Here is a 21,759-nt window from a genome sequence, read left to right on the forward strand (position 1 = left end):
CTTCACATTTCGCGCTTCAGGTCATACGGCGGACGAAGCACGCCACGCTCGGTGATGATCGCGTCGATCAGCCCGGCCGGCGTGACGTCGAACGCCGGGTTGAAAAAATCCACACCATCCGGCGCCGTCTGCCGCCCGAATCCGTGCGAAATCTCCTTCGGATCGCGCTGTTCGATCGGAATCTGCGCCCCGCTGTCAATCGAGCGGTCGATCGTGCTCGTCGGCGCCGCCACGAAAAACGGAACCCCGAAGTGCCTGGCCACGATCGCCAGACCCAGCGTGCCGACCTTGTTGGCGGTATCCCCGTTGGCGGCGATGCGGTCGGCGCCGACGATCACCGCGTCCAGCTTCCGCTGGCTCATCAAGGTGGCGGCCATGTTGTCGCAAAGCACGGTGACCGGCACGCCGTTGTGCTTGAGTTCATACGCGGTGATTCGGCTGCCCTGGAGAAGCGGTCGGGTTTCGTCTACGAACACATGAAACCGCAACCCCTGCTCGATGCCGACGTAGATCGGTGCCAGGGCCGTGCCGTACTGCACTGTGGCCAGCGCTCCGGCGTTGCAGTGGGTGAGGATGTGCCAGGGTTGAGACTTCGGGCCCGAAGCATCGGCGCCGCGCAGCGAGCGGAGCAGCGCCAGGCCGTGCTCTCCGATGGCGCGGCAGGCGCGGATGTCCTCTTCGATCATGGCAAGGCACTCGTCGAGGATGCGCTGTTTGCGGGATGCCAGGGATCCAGTTGCTTGGGCATTGACAACGCGCTTGATGCGATCCAGCGCCCAGAAAAGGTTCACCGCAGTTGGGCGCGAGCTCGCCAGGTAATCACAGATTTCGTCGAGCCGCCGGTCGAACGAGTTCTCATCGGCATGCCGAATGCCCAGGTACACGCCGAACGCCGCCGCCACTCCGATCGCCGGCGCGCCGCGGACGACCAGTCGCCTGATCGCATCCCACATCTGCCGCTCATCGGTGATCTCGACGTAGCGGGTTTCCGTGGGCAGCTTCGTCTGATCCAGCAGCCGCACAGCGTTTCCGGTCCATTCGATGGTCTTGAGCATCGCGAGGATTCTACGTTTTTGGAACAAGAGAATCATCGATGGGCGGATTGCAGCGGCCGACACTCCGGCGCGCGCAAACGGCGCGGGTCGAGGTCTTGCCTCGACCCGCGCCGCCTGTGCGGGAGGATCAGCTTTCGCGAACTGTCTTTCCAGCACCCTTACAGCAGGAGCTGGAACTGGGCGCGAAGGATGATCTGGTTCTCGTCGCCGGCCAGCACCCCGATGCCCTCGACATCGCTGGGAGCACCGTCGGGCAGGAAGGTCACGTCGGCGGTCAGCTTGCAGTTGTGCCCGCCGCCCACGTACCAGTTGGCGCCCAGCGTGAACTCGTTGAACGAATCCTCATCGCCCGGGGCGACAGTGTCGTCATCGAGGCTGGTGTAGTCGTATCGGGCGAAGACTTCCCACTGGTCATTGAGCATGTACCCGGCCTGCACCAGCGCGCCCCAGTCATAGAGGCTGTCCAGCGCCCCGCCCAGATCGCGGGAGACGCCCAGGAACGCGGCATACACGCCCAGCCCGTTGTCCATCTCGAACTGGGCATCGACCGTGTGCAGCAGCGCGTACTCGCTGCCGTCCTGCGAGTAATTCACACCGCCGCCGATGACCAGCAGTTGCTCGGTGTTGCCCATGGCCGAGAAGTCGTCATAGGCCTTCCAGTCGCCCATGACCTTGTACTCCACGCGTGCCGAGACGCCGAAGTTGGGGGCGATGCCCAGCGCTCCACCGGTCTTTTCAAGGAAGTTGGTGTTGTCGGTATTCAGGCCGTCGTGCAGGGCCACTTCAGCGCGGAAGGGCATGTCTTCCGGCAGATACAGGAAGCTGACGCCCTGCACGTAATCGGTCGCTCCGCCGCCCAGAAGTTCGTTGACCAGCGAGCGATCGACCGCAAGCTGCTTGCCCGAGCTCATCGTCTCTTCGTGGAAGACGTTGTCCTTCCATTGCCCGGCCTTGACCGCCATGCTGTCATTGAGCATGTACTGCACCCAGGCGTCTTCGAGGGTCACGCCCCCGCCATCCTGGTCGGCTTCCCAACGGAAGTTGTAGGTCAGATCCGGGGTGACGGCGTTGCCCTTGAAGCCGAACTTCATGCGGCGGACTTCAAAGCCGTGCTGGATGTCGTCGTCTCCCGCGCCGCCGCCGTCCTCGCGATAGTTGGTCACGTTGCGGAACTGGAACTGAAGGTAGGGATTCAGCACCCAGTTGCCCGCGGCGTCCTGGATGACGAACTTGCCCTTGTTGTAGCCGGCGGTGAAGCCTTCCATCTGGAGCAACTTGCTGCGGCGCTCGGCGTCGCGGAGCACCGACTCGACGGTCGCGTCAACGTCCCGCGCCGACAGCGCCTGCTGTTGTTTGGCCTCGAGCTGCTGCACCTTGTTCTGCAACTGCTCGATCTGCTGCATGAGTTGCTCGGTGGTCGGCTCGGCGGCGGCGGCGGCCGGACCGAAGGCGCCGAACGCCCCCAGTCCCACCGCGCCGGCGAGCACCGCCGGTACTGACATGATTCTCGCGGACGCGGACGTCGAACTGCTGGTCATTGGAGTCTCCTTTCCTGGGTGGCCCGACAGCGGCGCCACTCACCTGTGTTTTCCAGAAGCCATAGTTCGGCTAGCAGGCGTTAATTTCGTTACTTTTTGACATGCCGGCCCCGAACGCGGCGCCATCTTCACATTTCCGCTGCGCCGTCGCCGGAATTATCGGACTCAACTCCAGAAACCCATGAGCGCGGCGCTAATGCGGCGCAAGGGCGCTAATGCGGCGCAAGCCAGCCGCCTGACCAAACAACAGGACAGGATGGACTTTGAAAACCCCTTACGGGCGCAGTGGATTCGTCGGCCCGGAGGAAAGCTCGGCCGCGGCAGTCACCGACGCCGGCAGGGGCTGGGCGTCGATCACCGCGGCCTGTACCACCTGCGTCCGCAGGACCTCGGTGGCGGGGAAGATGGTTCCGAACAGCAGCGTTCCGGCCGCGGAGATGGCCGCGGCCAGCAGAATCGGCGTGGGGCCGAGCTGCGCCACGCCGGGCACTGCGGGCGGGGCAGCTTCGCCGCCGGCCGGGGGCTGCGGCTCGGCACGCAAAAACATCGTCGCCACGATCCGCAGGTAATACGCCGCGCTGATCGCGGCATTGACCACCATGATCACCACCAGCCAGCTCAATCCGGCGCGCCAGGCGGGCAGGATCAGGTAGACCTTGCCGAAAAAGCCGATCGTCAGGGGCAGACCGATGAGGCTGAAGCAGGCGACGGCCATTATCAGCCCCAGCCCCGGATGATCGCCACCGCTGCCGACCAGGTCGTCGAAGGTTTCGGCGGTGGTGGCGGGCCTGCGTGCCGCGGCGCCGCGCGCCGGCAACAGCTCCAGCACGCCGAACGCCGCCACGTTCATCAGCCCGTACGCCGCCAGATAGAACAGCACGCCCTGAAGCGCCGGCAAGTCCTGCGACGTCGCCAGCGCTGTCACCCCCACCAGCATGTACCCCGTGTGCGCGATCGAGCTGTACGCCAGCAGACGCTTGACGTTGTGCTGAAGCAGTCCCAGCACGTTGCCCACGGTCATGGTCAGCGCCGCCAGCACCCACAGAAGCTGCCCGATCTGCTGGGGCAGCAGCCACAGTCCGCCGCTGGCGGCAAACAGCACCTTCAAAAGCGCCACGAAGCCGGCGGCCTTGGGCACGAACGACAGAAGCGCCGTGACGGGGGTGGCGGCGCCCTCGTAGACGTCGCCGGCGTAAAAGTGCAGCGGCACCGCCGCCATCTTGAACGCAAACCCGCTGATCAGCAGCACCACCGCCAGCAACTGCCAGGGGGTAAAGTGAACCGAGGTGGAACCCTGCCGGATGGTGCCGGCGAACTGCTGGCCGATCTCGTGGAGCCTGATGACTCCGGTGGTTCCATAGAGGTAGCTGAAGCCGAAGAGCATGACCGCCGCCGACATCGCCCCCAGGAAAAAGTATTTGACCCCCGCCTCCTGCGCCGCGGGCAGCGGGCGGGAAATGCTCACCATGATGTACGTGGGGATGCTGGCCAGCTCGATGCCCAAAAACAGCAGAATGATGTCGTTGGCACTGGCCACGAGCATCAGCCCGGCAATGCTCAGCAGCAGCAGTGCGAAGAACTCGCCCGCGTCGTTGCCGAAATGGACTGCGGCGTTGCCGCTGCCCTGTCGCTGCGGTGCCGGCCAGGCGAGCATCACGAACAGCGCCCCCAGACCCGCGCCCAGCAGGCGGATGTAGTCGGCCAGGTTGCTGACTCGCAGCGAGCCGGCGGAGTCGGTGCGGACGGCGGCGCCCTGCTCGCCGCCGGAGAACGCTGCTTCGCTCGTCGGCATCGTCTGCATGAAGAAGACCACCAGCAGCGCCAGCAGCGCCACCACCGGCGCCGCCTGGCGCGCCGCGGCGCGCGACGACACGCCCAACACAAACAGCGCGCACGCCGCCGCCACAAGGATCAGCTCGGGAATGATCAGCAACACGAGGTTCATACTTGGCTATAACTGTGGTTGTAGGACGGTCGGTTCAACCGATGCTGCCGGCACCGAGGCGCCCGAGCCGGAATCAACCTGATCCGCGGCGGATCCGAGCATGCGCGGCGGCTGCGGGGATCCGGGCAGCGGCTGGCGCAGCAACTGAATGTCGGGCTGAATCGGTTGCAGCACGGCATTGGGCACCAGGCCGAGCACCACCACCGCCAGCGCGATCGGCACCAGCAGCCCCACCTCGCGAGCGCCGATATCGACGGGCATCGGGTCGTGCGCCTGGGCGTGCTGATCATGAGCCTGGCCGGGAACCTTCAGCGGTCCGAAGATCACCCGCGCGGTCATGTGCAGCATGTACAGCGCGCCCAGGATCACGCCGATGGCCGCAAACACGCCGAAGCCAATGCCCAGCCTCTCGCTGGTGAATGCGCCCAGCACGGTGAGGAACTCGCTGACGAAGCCGTTGAGTCCCGGCAGACCGATGCTGCTGAGCACGAACAGCACGAAGAAGAACGCCAGCCGCGGCATTCGCCGCGCCAGTCCGGAAAGCTGGTCGATGTCGCGGGTGTGAAAGCGGTCGTAGATCATGCCGACCACCAGGAACATCGCGCCCGTGCTCAGCCCGTGGTTGATCATGTACAGGACCGATCCCTGCATGCCGGTCGGGTTCATCGCCACCAGACCCAGCACGCAGAAGCCCAGATGCGAGACCGACGAGTAGGCCACCAGCTTCTTGATGTCCTGCTGCACCCAGGCCACCAGAGCGCCGTAGATGATGCCAATGACGCACAGGATGCCCAGGAAGCTGAGCATCGGCCCCAGCCACGGGGCATCCACGCCGACGATACCGATCGGCCAGGCGAATCGCAGCAGCCCGTAGGTTCCGAGCTTCAGCAGCACGCCGGCCAGAATCACGCTTCCGGCGGTGGGGGCTTCGGTATGCGCCAGCGGCAACCACGTGTGCACGGGGAACAGCGGCACCTTCACCGCGAAGCCGGCCAGAAACGCCAGCAATATCCACCATCGCTCGGTGGCGGTAAGCTGACTCTGCGCGAAGCGCGTGACGGCCAGAATATCGAAGCTGTTGGCGCGGTATCCCAGGTAGATCGCTCCGGCCAGGGTGAAGACCGAGCCGACGAACGTGAACAGGAAGAACTTGCCGGCGGCGTAGCGTCGCTCCGGTCCGCCCCAGATCCCGATGATGAAGAACATCGGGATCAGCGTCAGCTCGAAGAAGATGTAGAACAGCAGCAGGTCCCGGGCGATGAACACCCCATTCATCGCCGCCAGCAGCACCAGCATCCAGGCGTAGTATTCCTTTTGGCGATCCCTGATGGATGAGAAGCTGGCCAGGATCGAAGGGGGCATCAGCAGGACAGTCAGCAGCAGCAGCATGAGGCTGACCGAATCGGCGCCCAGATGCAGGGAAAAGCCCAGCTCCGAGAGGGCAAAGGGGTTGGAGCGGCGATCGGTCTGGGGCCACTCGACGCGCACGGCGGCCGCGGCGCGGTCGTGCACTTCGCTGGCGGGCAGGTCCGACGGGGCGAGAAACGCCGGCACCAGCGCCACCGCCGCCAGCGCCGTCAACAGGCTCACCGTCAGCGCCCACATTCGCGCCGACCGCTCGGGAACCAGCGCCGTGACAACGCCGCCCAGCAGCGGGACCAGGATCACAAGCAACAGGCAGATGCTCATAAGTGATCAGCGGGCAGCGGCCAGCGGCCGGTTGTCGTCATGGATCGACCCCTGGCCACGGACCACTGACGAGTTCGTTCATAAAAAGATCAACAGCAGTATCACCGCGATTCCGGCGAGCATGGCGGCGGCATATCCCTGGAGCCGGCCACGCTGCACCGTCAGCTTCAGCGTAAATCCCACGACCTGCGGGACAAATCCGAACAGCCAGACCAACCCGTCGATAACCCATCGATCAAACGCGAACATGCCGCGTCCGACGGCGCGCAATGGCTCGACGATGCCGTACTGATAGATCTCGTCCACCCAGTACTTGTGATCCAGCACCCTTACCACGCGCGGGAACCGCGCCGCCAGGCGATCGGCGGCAGAACGATCCTTCAGGTGCAGCAGGTGCGCCACGAAGATGCCGGCTATGGCCACGACCGCGCCGGTCAGCAGCGGCAGGATCGAGAATTCCGTCGGTTCATCTGCCGGCGCCGGCTGGCCCATCAGCAGCGGATTGACCTGCGCTGCGCCGAGCAGCGCGTTGGCCTTGTGAAAACCCATGGAAAACGACGGGCTGTGTCCCAGGAAGTGCCCGAGCTGATGCGCCCAGCTCCCGCCGAACGGCAGATTCAGCACCCCCGCCAGCAGCGCCCCCACCGCCAGCAGATACAGCGGCACCATCATCACCGCCGGCTCGTGGTTGTGGTGGTGTTCGGCCTGACCGTGCGATTCAACCCCGTGATCCTGGGGAGCGTGCGCGGTGGCGTGATGCGGATCGTGCGCCGGCGGCGTAGGGATGAGGGTTGGTCCCTCGAAGACCCGGAAGTACAGGCGGAAGGTGTAATAGGCCGTCAGAAACGCCGTGCCCAGCAACACCAGCCAGATCAGCGTGCTGCGTCCCTGGGCGGCGTGAACGATCTCGTCCTTGGACCAGAACCCCGAAAGCAGCGGGAACCCGGCCAGCGCCGCGCAGCCGATCAACATCACGATGCGTGTTTTGGGCAGCAGGGTCTTCAGGCCACTCATCTTCCGCAGGTCCAGCTCACCCATCATCGCGTGCATGACCACGCCACTGGACAAGAACAGCAGGGCCTTGAAGAACGCATGTGTGACCAGGTGGAAGATCCCCGCCACCGGCGCCAGCAGCCCGACTCCCACGAACATGAACCCCAGTTGCGAGATGGTCGAGTAAGCCAGGATTTTTTTCAGGTCGAACTGTCGCAGCGCGATGGTGGCGGCCAGGACCGCGGTGAACGTGCCGATCGCCGCCACCGTGAGCATCGCCGCCTGGTTGCCCACGAACAGGGTCGAGCAGCGGGCGATCATGTACACTCCTGCGGTGACCATGGTCGCGGCGTGGATGAGCGCGCTGACGGGTGTCGGGCCTTCCATGGCGTCGGGAAGCCACACGTAAAGCGGGAACTGCGCGCTTTTGCCAAAGGCGCCGAGCATCAGCAGAAAGGGAATCCATTGCAGCGCCGTTTGCTGGAAGGCGCTGAGGTCCCCCGGCAAGGCGGCGGCCTTCTCCAGCAGACCGTCGCCCGGCATCGCCGGATCGCCAAAGTAGCTCACCGTCCCGAACGCCAGGAACGAGAGCATGATCCCCAGGGCAAAGCCGAAGTCCCCGACACGGTTGACCAGAAACGCCTTCTTGGCCGCCTCACGCGCCGAGGGGCGTTCGTAGTAGTATCCGATCAGCAGATACGAGCACAGCCCGACCCCTTCCCAGCCCAGATACAGCATCACCAGGTTCTCGCCCATCACCAGCACCGTCATCATGAAGATGAACAGCCCCAGATAGGCGAAGAAGCGGAAGTAGCCGTCTTCTCCCTTCATGTATCCCGCGGCGAAGACGCAGATCAGAAAGCCCACCCCGCAGACCACGCACAGCATCACCGCGGTCAGCGGATCGAACAGAAAGCCTGCACTGGCGCGGAACTCGCCGGCCGCGATCCAGGTGTAGAAATTCGTAACGGCATAGATGGCCGGCAGCGCGCCGGTGTGGCTGGCGCGCTGCACCGCCTGCGCGTGCTGGGGATACTGCTCGGGGTGGTGGATCACCTCCAGCATGCCCAGCAGCACCCAGACCGACAGCACCGCGCTGGCCAGTACCGAGATCCAGATCGGCCAGTGCGCCAGACGCTTGCGTGGACCGGTGCAGGCGAAGCCCGCCACCGCGGCCGCGGCCAGTGGCAGCAGCGGAATCAGGTACGCGTGTTGGACGGGGAACAGCTTGTCCATAGTGGTCCGTGGTCCGTGGTCAGTGGTCAGCCCGGCCAATACTGGCCCGCCGACCACCGGCCGCCGGTCACTATCCTCTCAAATCTCTCCATGCCTCCGCATCCAGCGTGTGGCGGGTTCGGAACAACAGCACCACCAGACCCAGCGCCAGACTGGCTTCGGCGGCGGCGATCACCAGCACGAAGATGACGAACGCCTGGCCCGCCAGGTTACCGTGAAAGGCCCCGAAGGCGATCAGATTGATCGCCACTCCCTGAAACATCAGCTCCGTGCACAGGAACATCACGATCAGGTTTCGCCGGGTCACGAACCCGATCAGCCCGATCACGAACATGATCGCGCCGACCGTCAGGTAATGTTGCAGAGCGATGTCGGTCATGTGTTGGTAACAGGGCTTGCAGCCCATGACTCTGTGGCACGGGCCGCACGCCGCGTGCTACGCCTCCGGGTACGCCTTTTGTCTTGGATTGCTCGTTCCGTAAACCGGTATCGAATGCGGGTTATCGTCGGCGGGCGTGGCCGGACCGAGCACCACCTCCACCGCCGGCTCATCCGCCGTCACTTCGGTTGCCTCCAAATGCACCCGCCGACGCGCAATCACGATCGCCCCGACCATCGCGACCGTCAGGATCAGCCCGGCCAACTCCAGATTCATGATCTGCTGGGTAAACAGAAACTGTCCGAGCTGCTGGGTGGCGCCGGGCATACCGGGCGCCGCGGGCTGTGGGGCGATCGCCTGGTATTTATCGAAAACGATAAACAGGATCACGCCCATGAGGGCAAATCCCACGGCGCTGGCAAGAACCGGGTCGCGACTGACAGTGTCGTGCTCGGCAATCACCGCGCGGCCAGTGGGTCCGGAGGCATCGGCAGCCAGCATAATCACGAACACGTAGGTGATCAGGATGGCGCCGGCATAGATCAGCACCAGCGCCGCGGCCATAAACTCCGCCCACAGCAGCAGAAACAATCCCGCCGACGCGAAGACGGTCAGGACGAAATACAGGGCCGAATAGACCGGGCGGGTGTGGCTAATCACCCTGACCGCGCCCACCAGCGCGATGGTCGAGAAGATCCAGAAGTAGACGCGATGGGCGCGTGTACCCCAGGCGGCGTTGCCCGCGGCCCAGCGGACCAGCACCGCCGCCAGGATCAGCCCCGTCGCCAGCAGGATCACCCCCCCGACCTTCCGCAACGACGCCTCGCGGCGCGAAGGGAGCAGCAGCACGGTGCCCACCCCGCCGATCACGCACAGCACCAGGATCAGCAGCGGCGGCAGCGGCACGCCGCCGGGCAGCGCGCTCTCACTCGCCTGCGCCAGCGCGGAAGATGAGATAAAACCGGTCATCTCGGCAAATCAGGCCACAATTCCCTTTGAGCGGGCAAAGTCTAAGAATGGGGGTTGGGCTTTGCAAGTGAGGTCGTGAGCGATTTCACGAGTGCATCGGGTTACCAAGGCTGAGCAGACCCGATCAAGCAGCGCCGGCCAGGGCACCGTCAGAACCGATAAACTCATGCATTTCTGTCCCGATCGTGCCGAGTTCTTGCGGCACATCAGTTCTGTTACACCGGGTGGTTTGCTTGTTGATGATGTGAATCGTAGTTCCTCACTGGCGCGCCGCCGGGATGGTCCCGTAAACGCGCGCCCGCAGGAGGTAGGTGAAGCCGTGCTGTTGGAACTGCCCAAGACCAAAACCCCTGTCTCGCCCGACGAGCTTTGGCCCCCGGAGGTGGACCTGATCCTGTCGGCGATGGAGGCGGCGCCGCGTCCGGCGGACCACCCGGACGCGCGGCAGTGCCCCCGTATGCTCTACCGCGTCCGCGCCGAACTGAAGCTCTTCGCCGACGACCCGGATTCCCCGCCCTGGGTCCTGTACACGCGCGACGTCGATCCCCGCGGCGTGGGGTTCATCACCCCGCATCGGCTGCCGCTGGGTTACGGCGGATGGGTGCAGATGCTCACGCCTGACGGACGCAAGGCGAGAATCGGCTGCACGCTGTATCGCTGCCGGCAGATCGTGCCCGGATGGTATGAGGGTGCCCTGCACTTCCATCGCGAGCAGTGGTGTTTCACTCCGGAGGATTGAGCGGCGAACGCTTCGATCGCGGTCTTCAGGTTCAAGCTCGTGCGTCTGATTCACTGGCGGCCAGTCATGGCCAGGTATAATGTCGGCCATGGCGCCTCTGCCGCCACGCCAGACATTCATTGCCCTTCGCGCGCGACGCCAGGGCCACCAGATCGCGCGGGACATTCTCTATCCGCACATCGATCTGCTCGGACCTCAATCGCCCCAGCATTATCCCGACAGGTTGCCTGGCGATTCGCCCCGCTGGACCGTTGATCCGGAGCTTTTGAAGCAGGATCGTCGCTGGTTCGTTGTGCTGGCGGCGTTGGGGATTGTGCTGATCGGATTGCTCGTCTACCTCACGCTCCGCCGCGTGTGATGAGCCGCTGGCTGTTCCCGGCGGCTCGCCTTTGGAGTGCGGATTTCCTATAATCATGTGTTTCGATTGAGGCTGTTTTTCAGGGGATTTTTCTCAAGGACGACACATGGCTGACCCGACCGGCGCACCCGGCGCCCCGCTCGAGCGCATCGAGGATTTGCAGATCGAGCAGGAACTTCAGGATTCCTATCTGACCTATGCGATGAGCACGATCATGGATCGGGCTTTGCCCGACGTCCGTGACGGGCTCAAGCCGTCGCAGCGGCGAATCCTGGTAGCCATGCACGACCTGAACCTCACCCCGGGTCGAAAGCATATCAAGTGCGCCAAGATCGCCGGCGACACCTCGGGCAACTATCACCCCCACGGCGAGGCGGTGATCTACCCCACGCTGGTGCGAATGGCCCAGGACTGGGTCATGCGATACCCCCTGATCGACGGACAGGGAAACTTCGGCTCCACGGACGGCGACCCCCCCGCCGCCATGCGATACACCGAAGCCCGCATGGCCCCGCCGACCCTGGACATGCTGGCCGACATCGAACTGGACACCGTCGATTTCCAGCCCAACTACGACGAGCGGCTGATGGAACCGACCGTCCTGCCCAGCAAGTTTCCCAACCTGCTGGTCAACGGCTCGACCGGCATCGCGGTGGGGATGGCCTGCAACCTGCTGCCGCACAACCTGCGCGAGATCTGCGATGCGATCGTCAAGGTGATCGACAACCCCGAGATCACGCTTCAGGAGCTGCTCCAGATCGTGCCCGGCCCGGATTTTCCCACCGGCGGGATCATCTGCGGACGCGACGGGATCATCGAAGGCTACCGCACCGGTCGCGGGCGTATCACGCTGCGCGCCAAGATGAGCGTCGAGCAGGACAAAAAGGGCCGCAACGCCATCATCATTGAACAGATCCCCTATGGCATCATTCGCCGAATCATTGTCGAATCCATCGCCGATTGCGTGAAAAAGGACCTGATCAGGGACATCGCGGACGTGAATGACCACAGCGGCCGCGAGCACGCCTGCCGCATCGTCGTGGATCTGAAGCGCGATGCCGACCCGGACATCGTCATCAACCAGCTCTACCAGTACACCCCCTGCCAGATCACCGTGTCGATGATCAACATCGCGCTGGTCAACCGCCAGCCGCGAACCATGGGGCTTAAGGAGCTGATCCAGCATTTCATCGATCATCGCAAGGAAGTGATCACGCGGCGGACACGGCACCTGCTTCGCAAGGCGCAGCAGCGCGGTCACATCCTGGAGGGCCTGATCTTCGCCGTCTGCGACATTGACGAAGTGGTCAAGCTGATCCGTTCGAGCAAAACCCGCGAGGAAGCGATTGGCAAGCTCCGCGCCCGCGCCTTCCGCATCGCCCCGGATCACCCTGCCGCTGCGCGCATCCCCGCCGCACTCATGGAACGCGCCACCAAACACCCGGTCATGCTGACCCAAGTCCAGGCCGAGGCGATTGGACGCTTGCAGCTCATCCAGCTCGTCGGGCTGGAAATGCAGAAGCTGGTCGAGGAATACCGCGGCGTCGTCGAGGAAATCGAGGGGTACGAGGCGATTCTGCGCGATGAGTCGATGGTGCTGGACATCATCCGCGAGGACACGTACGAGATCCGCGAGAAATATGGCGACGACCGCCGCACCGAAATCACCGGCGAAGTCACCGAGATGAGCATGGAGAAGCTGGTGGCGCCCGAGGACGTCGTCGTCACCGTCTCCCATGAGGGGTACATCAAACGCCTGCCCGTGGACACCTACCGCGCCCAGGGCCGGGGCGGACGCGGAATCAAGGGAACCGAGTCCAAGGAAGGCGACTTTGTCGAGCATCTGTTCGTCGCCAACACGCACGACCACCTGCTGTTCTTCACCAACCAGGGGCGGGTCTATCAGCGCCGCGTGTATGACGTGCCGGAGATGAGCCGCACCAGCCAGGGACGAAGCATCGCCAACCTGCTCAGCTTCCAGGAAGGCGAGAAGATCGCTTCGGTGCTCAATGTCAGGGATTTCACGAAGGACGAGCAGTTCCTGATGTTCGCCACCGCCAGGGGCGTCGTGAAAAAGACCGCCCTGAGCGCGTACTCGAACATCCGCGCCAACGGAATCATCGCGATCGGGCTGGAGGAAGGCGACACGCTCATCGATGTCTGCTGCACCAGCGGCAAGGACCATGTGATCCTGGGAACCAAGAGCGGACTGGCGATCCGCTTCGACGAGTCGGAGGTGCGCGCGATGGGTCGCCCGGCGGCGGGCGTTACCGGGGCACGCTTCAAGCGCGAAGGCGACGAGGTCGTGGCGATGCTGATCGTTCCCAATGGCCAGAACGCCGGCTGGAAACTGCTGACCGCCTGCGTCAACGGCTATGGCAAGCGTACCCCGCTGGAGGAGTATCCGGTGAAAGGTCGCGGCACCCGCGGCGTGATCAACATCGACGCCAACGAGCGCAACGGCGAGGTGATCGGCATGAAGCTCGTCGCCGATACCGATCAGGTCCTGCTGATTACCCAGCGCGGCATCATCATCCGCACCCGCGTGGACGAAATCCGCGAGACGGGCAGGAATGCCGCCGGGGTGAGGCTCATCAAGCTCGACGAGGGCGACCGGCTGGTCGCGATGGCCAAAGTGGACGCCGAAGACGAAGACGAGAACGCGCAGGATCAGACCGCCGCGCCTGCGTCACCCGAGTCGCCCGATGCACCTGCTGCACCGTCCGCTGGAGATGGCCAGGTCTGATCGCAGCGCCGCCCGAATCACTTGCGGTTTGGCATCTGTTCTCATGCAGCGCCAGCGGAGTTTCTAAACCGCAAGCGCCTGCCTCCTCAGCGATGGAGTCTTGTTTTTTTTCCTGCGACAACTGGCCTCTTCGCAATTCCTGAAAAGACGGATAAAGTCCGTCGCCTATGACTGCTTCGCCGCTTCCTCCGAGTCGGTCAGAGCCTGCACCGCTGGGCGACAGGCCCGCCTCCGCGCTCGACTATCAGCCGCTGCCCGCGCCGCCGCCGGCGCCGCAGTGGCCGGGCGCCGTCGCGTGGATCGTCATCCTCGCGGCGGCGGGATTCATGATCGTTTCGAATCTGGGGCGCGAAGCAGCCGAATCGCCACGCGCCACAGGCGCGCTGGGCGAGCAGCTCGTATTGTCCGCCAAGTACGGCATCGGGCTGCGGCAGATCCTGCCCACGGCGCCCAGCGGCGCGATCGTACAGCAGCTTGAGGCGTTGGCGCAGACCGACGCCAATCGCCTGCACGCCGCCATCGCCGCCGCCGAACTACAGGGCGTCGATCAGGCCATGAAGCTGCTGGATCCGCTGCTCAGCCGTCCGGCCGCGGACGATCAGCTTCGTCAGGACGCAGCGCTGGTGGCGCGAATCTACCGCGATGGCCCGGGCGTTCTCGACGACGACGCCCGCCAGAAACTGATCGACCGCCATGGTTTCTTCGGGCGACTGGCGCTGTCCTACAACCAGCCCGAGACCGATCCGCTGCGGGCGCGGGTACTGGCCGAATCTCGCCGGGTTGCGCTGAGCCTGATCGGATTCGGGGCCGTGGCCCTGCTGCTGGGAGGCGCCGGGCTGGTGCTGCTGATCGTGGCGATCGTCTTGTACCTCAATGGCCTGTTGCAACCGCTGTACGTACGTCAGCCCGCCGCCGGAACCGTCTATCTGGAAATGTTCGCCGTCTACCTGCTGGCGCACATCGGGATCTCATATTTGCTGCACATGGCTCTCGGCGGCGGGGGGCAGAAGATCTCGCTGGGATGGAACTGGGCCGTCGCCGCGGCGCTGCCCATCACCATCGGCTACGGATTGCTGAGAAATCGCCCCTGGCAGGAGATCCGCTATGCTCTGGGCTGGCACGCCGGCCGCGGGTGGCTCATCGAGGCGCCGCTCGGAATTGTCGGTTACATCGCCGGGCTTCCCCTGATCGTTCTGGGCTTCGGCGTCACCTACGTTCTGATTCGGCTCACCGGCGTCACTCCATCGCACCCGATCCAGGGCGAGGCGAGCGGACCGGCCGCACAGATCCTGCTGCTGTACAGCATCGCCAGCCTCATGGCCCCGGTGGTCGAAGAAACCATGTTCCGCGGAGCGCTGTTTCATCATCTGCGGCAGCGCCACGGCTGGGCATTGAGCGCGGTCGTCGTTGCGATTCTCTTCGCCGCCATTCACCCCCAGGGCTGGGCGACGATCCCGGTGCTGGCGTGCATCGCGATCGTGCTGGCCGGCATCCGCGAGTGGCGAAGCTCGATCATCGCCCCGGCCGTGGCGCATGCCTTCAACAATGCCATGGTCGTGACGCTATTGGTCCTGATAAAGTAAGGGCAGAAACGCTTATCGTGCAGCGAGCGGAACATGCCCTGAGCATTCAGGCTCATCGCTGCTCGATCCGCTGTGGCCAGGGATGTATCCTGATGGCGCGCGTTCTCGCCATGGCAGACGCGCGCAAGTCGTGTGGAAGGAGCAGTGAATCATGCCCCAGGGTTCTGTGCCGCTTACGCAACGCCCGGCCTGGAGCAGGCTGAAGGAGCACTTTGCCGGCATTCGCGATCAGCACCTGCGCGACCTGTTCGCACGGGATCCGGAGCGTGGCCGGCGCATGGCCATCGAAGCGGTCGGACTGTACTTCGATTACTCGAAACATCGCGTGACGGACCAGACGATCGGCCTGTTGATCGATCTGGCGCGGCAGAGCGGCGTGGAGCAGAAGCGGGATGCGATGTTCCGCGGCGAGAAGATCAACACCACCGAGAACCGCGCCGCCGTGCATGTGGCGCTGCGGGCGCCGCGCGATGCGGACATCCGTGTCGATGGCCACAACGTCGTGCCCGACGTGCACGAAGTGCTCGATCGAATGAGCGCCTTCGCCCAGCGCCTCCGATCCGCCGCGCACAGGGGCTACACCGGCAAGCCCATCAGAAACATCGTCAACATCGGCATCGGCGGATCGGATCTGGGGCCGGTCATGGCCTACGAGGCGCTGCGACACTACAGCCGCCGAGACCTTACCTTCCGCTTCGTCTCCAACGTGGACGGCACCGACTTCGTCGAGGCCACGCTCGACCTGGATCCCGAGCAGACCCTGTTCATCATCTCCAGCAAGACCTTCACCACCCTGGAGACGATGGCCAACGCGCACACCGCCCGGCAGTGGTTCCTCCAGCACGCAAAGGACGAGAAGGCGATCGCCAAACACTTCGTCGCCGTCAGCACCAATGCCGAGCGCGTCCGCCAGTTCGGCATCGACACCGACAACATGTTCGGCTTCTGGGACTGGGTCGGCGGGCGCTACTCGATGGACTCGGCGATCGGGCTTTCGACGATGCTCGCCATCGGACCGGACCACTTCCGCGACATGCTCAGCGGCTTCCACGCCATGGACGAGCACTTCCGCACCGCGCCGCTGGATCGCAACCTGCCCGTGCTTATGGGGCTGCTGAACGTGTGGTATTCGGATTTCTTCGGCGCCGAGACCGTCGCCGTGCTGCCCTACGAACAGTACCTCAAGCGCTTCCCCGCTTATCTCCAGCAGCTCACGATGGAGAGCAACGGCAAGTCCGTCACCATCGACGGCCGCCGCGTCGATTACCAGACCGGCCCGATCTACTGGGGCGAGCCGGGCACCAACGGTCAGCACAGCTTTTATCAGCTCATCCACCAGGGCACGAAACTGATCCCCTGCGACTTCATCGGCTTCGGCAAGAGCCTCAACCCGATCGGGGAACATCACGACCTGCTGATGGCCAACGTGTTCGCGCAGGCCGAGGCGCTGGCGTTCGGCAAAACCGCCGATGAGGTTCGATCCGAAGGCACGCCCGAGGCGCTGGTGCCGCATCGCACCTTTGAGGGCAACCGCCCAAGCAGCGTGATCCTCGCCGAGAAGCTCACGCCACGCACGCTGGGCACGCTGGTGGCCCTCTACGAGCACAGCGTCTTCGTCCAGGCCGCTGTCTGGGATATCAACCCCTTCGACCAGTGGGGTGTGGAGCTTGGCAAGGTCCTGGCCAGTCGGATCATCCCCGAGTTGCAGTCGCCGCAGGAGCCGGACCTGAAGCACGACAGCTCGACCAACGCGCTGATCCGCAAGTTCCGGGAGCTGAAGGCATCGAAACAGCAATGACACCAAGGCGCGAACTGGTCGAACAACGCCCGGAGAAAGCAACGAAGGCAGTCTGCTTGTCCGCTTCGCATCCTTTTCATCGGTTCGTGCCTTCGCGTCTTTGCTGTGCTGGTTGGAAAGGAGTACGCCTATGGCAATCTCACCGCTTGCCGGCAAGCCGCCGCCGGTGGAGTTGTTGGTCGATGTCGCGAAGCTGGAACATGAGTATTACCATCGCAAGCCCGACTTGTCGGATCCGAAGCAGAAGGTTTCGTTCGGCACCAGCGGGCACCGCGGCACGCCGCTGGATGGGTCATTCACCGAAGCGCACATCCTGGCGATCGTGCAGGCGACGGTGGACTACCGCCGGTCCAAGGGCATCGACGGCCCGCTGTATCTGGGCAAGGACACGCACGCGGTCGATCAGCCCGCGGCGCGAACGGCGCTGGAGGTGCTGGCGGGCAACGGCGTCGAGACCATCATCGCCGCCAGCGACCAGTACACCCCCACTCCGGTGATCAGCCATGCGATCCTCGTCTACAATCGTGGTCGCAGGTCCGGGCTGGCCGATGGAATCATCATCACCCCCTCCCACAACCCGCCCCGCGATGGCGGCATCAAGTACAACCCGCCCCATGGTGGACCAGCCGATGTCGATGTCACCCGCTGGATCCAGGATCGCGCCAACGCGCTGCTGGCAGAGGGCAACGCCAGCGTGAAACGCATCCCCTGGGAGCGGGCGCTGCACGCCGCGACCACACACGCCAGAGACCTGATCACGCCTTACGTCGATGACCTGATAAACGTCATTGATCTGGACATCATCCGCGCGGCCAAGCTGCGCATCGGCGCCGATCCGCTCGGCGGGGCCAGCGTTCACTACTGGCCCATGATCGCGCAGAAATATGGCCTGAATCTCACCGTCGTCAACGACACCGTCGATTTCACCTTCCGCTTCATGAGCGTCGATCACGACGGACAGATCCGCATGGACTGCTCCAGCCCGTATGCGATGGCGTCGCTGGTGGCGATGAAGGATCGCTACGACGTCGCCTTCGGCCTGGACACTGACGCCGACCGCCACGGCATCGTCACACCCACCGCGGGGCTGATGAATCCCAATCACTATCTGGCCGTGGCGATTCAGTACCTGTTCACGAACCGCCCGCAGTGGCCGGCATCGGCGGCGGTGGGCAAGACGCTGGTCTCCAGCAGCCTCATCGACCGCGTCGCCGCCGCTGTCGGACGAAAACTGTTCGAAGTCCCCGTCGGGTTCAAGTGGTTCTCCGCCGGACTGCTGGAGGGCAAGCTGGGCTTCGGCGGCGAAGAAAGCGCCGGCGCCAGCTTCCTCCGCCGCGACGGAACCGTCTGGACCACAGACAAGGACGGCATCATTCTCTCGCTGCTGTCGGCCGAGATCACCGCGCGCACGGGCAAGGACCCGGGCGAACATTATCAACGAATCGAGTCACAATTCGGGCGCAGCTACTACAAACGTATCGATCAGCCCGCCACGCCCCAGGAGAAAGCCGCGCTGGCCAGGCTCAGCCCCGACGCGGTGAAGGATACGCACCTTGCCGGCGAGCCGATCCTCGCCCGGCTCACCCGCGCCCCGGGCAACGACGCGCCGATCGGCGGATTGAAGGTCGTCACCCAGAACGGCTGGTTTGCCGCCCGTCCCAGCGGCACCGAGGACATCTACAAAATCTACGCCGAGAGCCTGCGCAGTCCCGAACACCTGGAAGCGATCCTCATCGAAGCCAAACAGGTGGTCGCGCGAGCGCTGGCCAGACAATGAAAGCAGCGCGGCGGGACTGTGGGTCGTGGCGGCGTCCCTGTGTCGCACCGGATCCACGCGCGGCTGTGCGCGGCGTCTGCGTGCTCGGCACAATGGTCACGCCAGGATTCGCGCAGACCACCCTCTACACGGGGAACTGGACGAACACGAGCTTCAGTTCGACCGGCAGCCTGGACATGGACATCACGGTCACCGGGAGCAATGCAACGGCCCGGGTGCTGGCCGGAGGCAGCGTCTTCGGCACGCCCGACGCGCCGCCACTGACGCCCACCGGCACCACGGGCCCGGGTGGAACCACCCTCGCTCGCGCCGCGGATCCGTTTTGGGGCGATGTCACGGCCTCAACCGACCCCGCCGGCAACATCTCCGCCACGATCAGCAACATCCCCGGACGATTCATCCAGAGCCTCACCACCACGGGCTTGTTCACGACCCTGGGCGTTTCGGGCAACTACACGGTGACGTTTCCTTCCGGTGGCGGCCAGGCGTTCGGCACCTCCAGCGCAGTCATCCCCGAGCCGCAGGCGCTGAGTCTGCTGGCCTGGCCATCACCGCGCTACCGCGGCGGCGACGAGGTTGTTTCCCTCCTTGACTTCAGTGAGCCGGTTCCACGCGTCGTACTTGCAGGTGTAGCTGCTGGTCATCGCGCCGGGCTTGGGATAGCTGGTCACGTTGCCCATCGCATCGTAGGCCGGATCGGCCCACGCGACCTGCCCCGTCGTTTCGGTGATGTCGATGATCTCGTTGGCCTTGTTGTGGCTGCGGGTCTGGGTCAGGTCCACCGAATCGCTGAACGTGCCGTTGCCGTTGGCGTCCTCCTTGAAGCCGGTCCAGTTGCCCAGGGCCTTTGAGCCGGTGTGCCGTGAATATGTCATCTCGCTGGTTGGAAGATATATGTAGACAAACAGCAGTGCCCCCCAATTTGTGCCCAGCTTGATAGGTCAATCAGTGACGTCTCCTTTCCCCGTCCCCATCGTTTTCCCTTCCGTGGCTGCTGTTTGTCCGCCCCGACTGATAGACGCCCACGCATTCTCCGACACAGACTCAACCGTGAAATCGTTCCAGATAACCTGAATCCCGACGTGCTTACTAGCCTTTCCTTTCCAAGCCACAATCACCGACCTCTGGCTTGTGGGGATATAGGCTTGGCCGTTGAAATACTCAACTTCCGGGTTGCCGCAGATCACAGCGCCTCTCGCGATGGCATCCAGCGACCGAGGCAGCGAACCGTTATGCTCAGCGGCGTAAACCCGTAATTCGGCCGCGACTTCTCGAAGAAGCAGCAATCTCTTCGTTGCCTCCGCTGCATAGCGACTTCCACCGCTTCGCTCGCACGATAGCACCACCAGCCCGCAGACAGCCGCAACTATAAGATACTTTCGGAATTGCAGACAGTCTATGGCCATTGCGCAGTTTCCCTTTGGCTATTGCGGAACTCTCACGCAGTAGACTCCTTGCGGGTCCGAGTCACGCTTGATCCACGGTCTTAAGGAGCATTCGGGACGTTCTCCCCGTAACTTATGCCTCCAGATCCCAGTTCGTGGGTCATATCTGTAAAAATGGTAGTCGCGCCCGTACAGTATGCTCGGATCGTACGTTTCAGCCGCTACCTTAACATAGCCCCCGGGGCACGAGCCGCTGGGATCTTTCAGCTTGAAGCCTTTTTCAGGATGTTCGTTGAAATAATGCTCTAAGGCAGCTTGCAGTTTCCCGGAGCCCTTGTCGAGGTATGTGCCCCCAAGCGTGTCGTCCACGTCCTTCCCGAAGCCTTGTAGAATCCCAGCTGCTATCGCCTCGGCGATGATCTCAGGCATCATCTCTTTTCCCTGCATGAACGCAAAGCAGTCGCAGTTAGCCTCATCACCGAGACGACTCTCGTCTCCGGACACTATGAACGGAAGCAGTGCCAGCAGGTAGTAGATCGGGTGCTGCCCACTCGGGTCCGTGAGACGGCACGGGCTTGACCCAGCATATTGGTAGAGGCTCATGCCGTCCGCGTACTCAAATGGATCCCTCTGCATGAACCTTCCCAGCCCCGGGTGCAGCATCCTCGCGCGGTTGTAGATCAGGCTGGTGTTCGTGTCGTGCATCAGCCCCTGGTGTCCGATGTTCCAGTCGCAGGCGGAGGCGGACAGCGAGCCGAAGATGCCGTCGAGGATGCTGCGGGTCCCGTACGGCGTGTAGGTGTACCGCTCCGCCGCCTCACCGTTGGTGTCCACAATGCACGTGAGGCTGTAGTTGGCATCCTGAAGGGCGTAGTGCCGCTGGTCCAGCGTCGTGTCGTCGCCGCTGTCCCTATCCCGCAGCACCAGCTCATCGACGTATCCGATGCCCCACACGTACTGCCGCTCCTGCGGATTGGTACGCCCGTCCACGCGCTCCTCGATGATCTGCCACTGCTGGGTGTAGAAGAACTGCCGGGTCTTGTCCAACTGCCCGCTCACGTAGGTCTTCTTGGTGATCCTCCTGCCCAGCCCGTCGTAGCTGTAGGCTCCGACGAGGTTGGCCCCGTCCTTGACTTCAGTGAGCCGGTTCCACGCGTCGTACTTGCAGGTGTAGCTGCTGCTCATCGCGGAGGGCTTGGGGTAGCTGGTCACGTTGCCCATCGCATCGTAGGCCGGCGTGGCCCAGGCCACCTGATCGGCCTGCTCTCCGCTGATGTCCGTGATCTCGTTGGCCTTGTTGTGCAGCGCATCATTTGACTTGTGCTCCAATCAGAAAGAATATATCACTTTCTTCGATTCCGATCGGCACCCTTAAGTGCATTATGACCCGCAATCACCACGAGCATGATACCAATGATACAAACGCCAGCGCTCGTCCACAGACCAATGCGTCCTAACGCGTCTGTTCTAGATAATACGGTCGACGGTAGTACGCATTGCATAGCCAGACTGACACCGGTCAGAATGCTGCCAACCAGGAACATGCGATATGCGCTCATGATGAACCTC

General features: G+C 63.7%; 16 protein-coding genes. 6 read left to right on the forward strand and 10 right to left on the reverse strand.

The features are described 5' to 3' along the window. Window positions 1–2 precede the first annotated feature (2 nt). The 7 genes from mtnA to ACQS5P_RS09770 all read right to left on the reverse strand — a co-directional run bounded on the left by mtnA (window position 3) and on the right by ACQS5P_RS09770 (window position 9,804). Window positions 3–1,055, reverse strand: coding sequence for an S-methyl-5-thioribose-1-phosphate isomerase (gene mtnA, locus ACQS5P_RS09740; RefSeq protein WP_428940696.1), 1,053 nt, complete (start codon window positions 1,053–1,055; stop codon window positions 3–5). Between the two features lie 158 nt (window positions 1,056–1,213). Further along, window positions 1,214–2,593, reverse strand: coding sequence for a porin (locus tag ACQS5P_RS09745; protein WP_428940697.1), 1,380 nt, complete (start codon window positions 2,591–2,593; stop codon window positions 1,214–1,216). A 274-nt stretch (window positions 2,594–2,867) separates the two neighbouring features. Next, a complete protein-coding gene (locus tag ACQS5P_RS09750) occupies window positions 2,868–4,538 on the reverse strand; it encodes an NADH-quinone oxidoreductase subunit N (RefSeq protein WP_428940698.1) in 1,671 nt (556 codons plus the stop codon). Between the two features lie 6 nt (window positions 4,539–4,544). Further along, window positions 4,545–6,227 carry a complex I subunit 4 family protein gene (locus ACQS5P_RS09755; protein WP_428940699.1) on the reverse strand — a complete coding sequence of 561 codons (1,683 nt, stop codon included), beginning with the start codon at window positions 6,225–6,227 and terminating at the stop codon, window positions 4,545–4,547. 78 nt (window positions 6,228–6,305) lie between these two features. Next, the gene (gene nuoL, locus ACQS5P_RS09760; RefSeq protein WP_428940700.1) at window positions 6,306–8,456 is read right to left on the reverse strand and encodes an NADH-quinone oxidoreductase subunit L; all 2,151 of its coding nucleotides are present in this window, start codon (window positions 8,454–8,456) and stop codon (window positions 6,306–6,308) included. A gap of 70 nt (window positions 8,457–8,526) precedes the next feature. Next, on the reverse strand, window positions 8,527–8,835 hold the full coding sequence (gene nuoK / locus ACQS5P_RS09765; RefSeq protein ID WP_428940701.1) for an NADH-quinone oxidoreductase subunit NuoK: 309 nt from the start codon (window positions 8,833–8,835) through the stop codon (window positions 8,527–8,529). A gap of 57 nt (window positions 8,836–8,892) precedes the next feature. After that, window positions 8,893–9,804 (reverse strand): NADH-quinone oxidoreductase subunit J family protein, encoded by a 912-nt coding sequence (locus ACQS5P_RS09770; protein WP_428940702.1) that lies wholly within the window; start codon window positions 9,802–9,804, stop codon window positions 8,893–8,895. A gap of 319 nt (window positions 9,805–10,123) precedes the next feature. Between ACQS5P_RS09770 and ACQS5P_RS09775 the strand changes: the two genes are divergently transcribed. The 6 genes from ACQS5P_RS09775 (at window position 10,124) to pgm (ending at window position 18,805) form a co-directional block, all read left to right on the forward strand. Beyond that, on the forward strand, window positions 10,124–10,543 hold the full coding sequence (locus ACQS5P_RS09775) for a hypothetical protein (protein ID WP_428940703.1): 420 nt from the start codon (window positions 10,124–10,126) through the stop codon (window positions 10,541–10,543). Window positions 10,544–10,631: 88 nt separating this feature from the next. Next, window positions 10,632–10,901: a hypothetical protein gene (locus tag ACQS5P_RS09780; RefSeq protein WP_428940704.1), complete on the forward strand. Its 270-nt coding sequence runs from the start codon at window positions 10,632–10,634 to the stop codon at window positions 10,899–10,901. Window positions 10,902–11,007: 106 nt separating this feature from the next. Next, window positions 11,008–13,647, forward strand: a complete 2,640-nt coding sequence (gene gyrA, locus ACQS5P_RS09785; RefSeq protein WP_428940705.1) for a DNA gyrase subunit A — start codon at window positions 11,008–11,010, stop codon at window positions 13,645–13,647. A 167-nt stretch (window positions 13,648–13,814) separates the two neighbouring features. Further along, window positions 13,815–15,230, forward strand: coding sequence for a lysostaphin resistance A-like protein (locus ACQS5P_RS09790; RefSeq protein WP_428940706.1), 1,416 nt, complete (start codon window positions 13,815–13,817; stop codon window positions 15,228–15,230). A gap of 151 nt (window positions 15,231–15,381) precedes the next feature. Next, on the forward strand, window positions 15,382–17,028 hold the full coding sequence (gene pgi / locus ACQS5P_RS09795) for a glucose-6-phosphate isomerase (protein WP_428940707.1): 1,647 nt from the start codon (window positions 15,382–15,384) through the stop codon (window positions 17,026–17,028). A 130-nt stretch (window positions 17,029–17,158) separates the two neighbouring features. After that, entirely contained in the window at window positions 17,159–18,805 is a 1,647-nt protein-coding gene (pgm, locus tag ACQS5P_RS09800; protein WP_428940708.1) for a phosphoglucomutase (alpha-D-glucose-1,6-bisphosphate-dependent), read from the forward strand. Window positions 18,806–18,929: 124 nt separating this feature from the next. On the opposite strand, the gene ACQS5P_RS09805 is transcribed toward pgm, so the two are convergent. From ACQS5P_RS09805 to ACQS5P_RS09815, 3 genes are all read right to left on the reverse strand, one after another. Further along, entirely contained in the window at window positions 18,930–19,235 is a 306-nt protein-coding gene (locus ACQS5P_RS09805) for a hypothetical protein (RefSeq protein ID WP_428940709.1), read from the reverse strand. A 118-nt stretch (window positions 19,236–19,353) separates the two neighbouring features. Continuing rightward, on the reverse strand, window positions 19,354–19,680 hold the full coding sequence (locus ACQS5P_RS09810; protein WP_428940710.1) for a hypothetical protein: 327 nt from the start codon (window positions 19,678–19,680) through the stop codon (window positions 19,354–19,356). Between the two features lie 549 nt (window positions 19,681–20,229). Then, window positions 20,230–21,519, reverse strand: a complete 1,290-nt coding sequence (locus tag ACQS5P_RS09815; protein ID WP_428940711.1) for an RHS repeat domain-containing protein — start codon at window positions 21,517–21,519, stop codon at window positions 20,230–20,232. Window positions 21,520–21,759 lie beyond the last annotated feature (240 nt).

The sequence above is a fragment of the Fontivita pretiosa genome (assembly GCF_050410795.1).
In the GTDB taxonomy this organism is placed as follows: Bacteria; Planctomycetota; Phycisphaerae; order Tepidisphaerales; family Tepidisphaeraceae; genus Fontivita; species Fontivita pretiosa.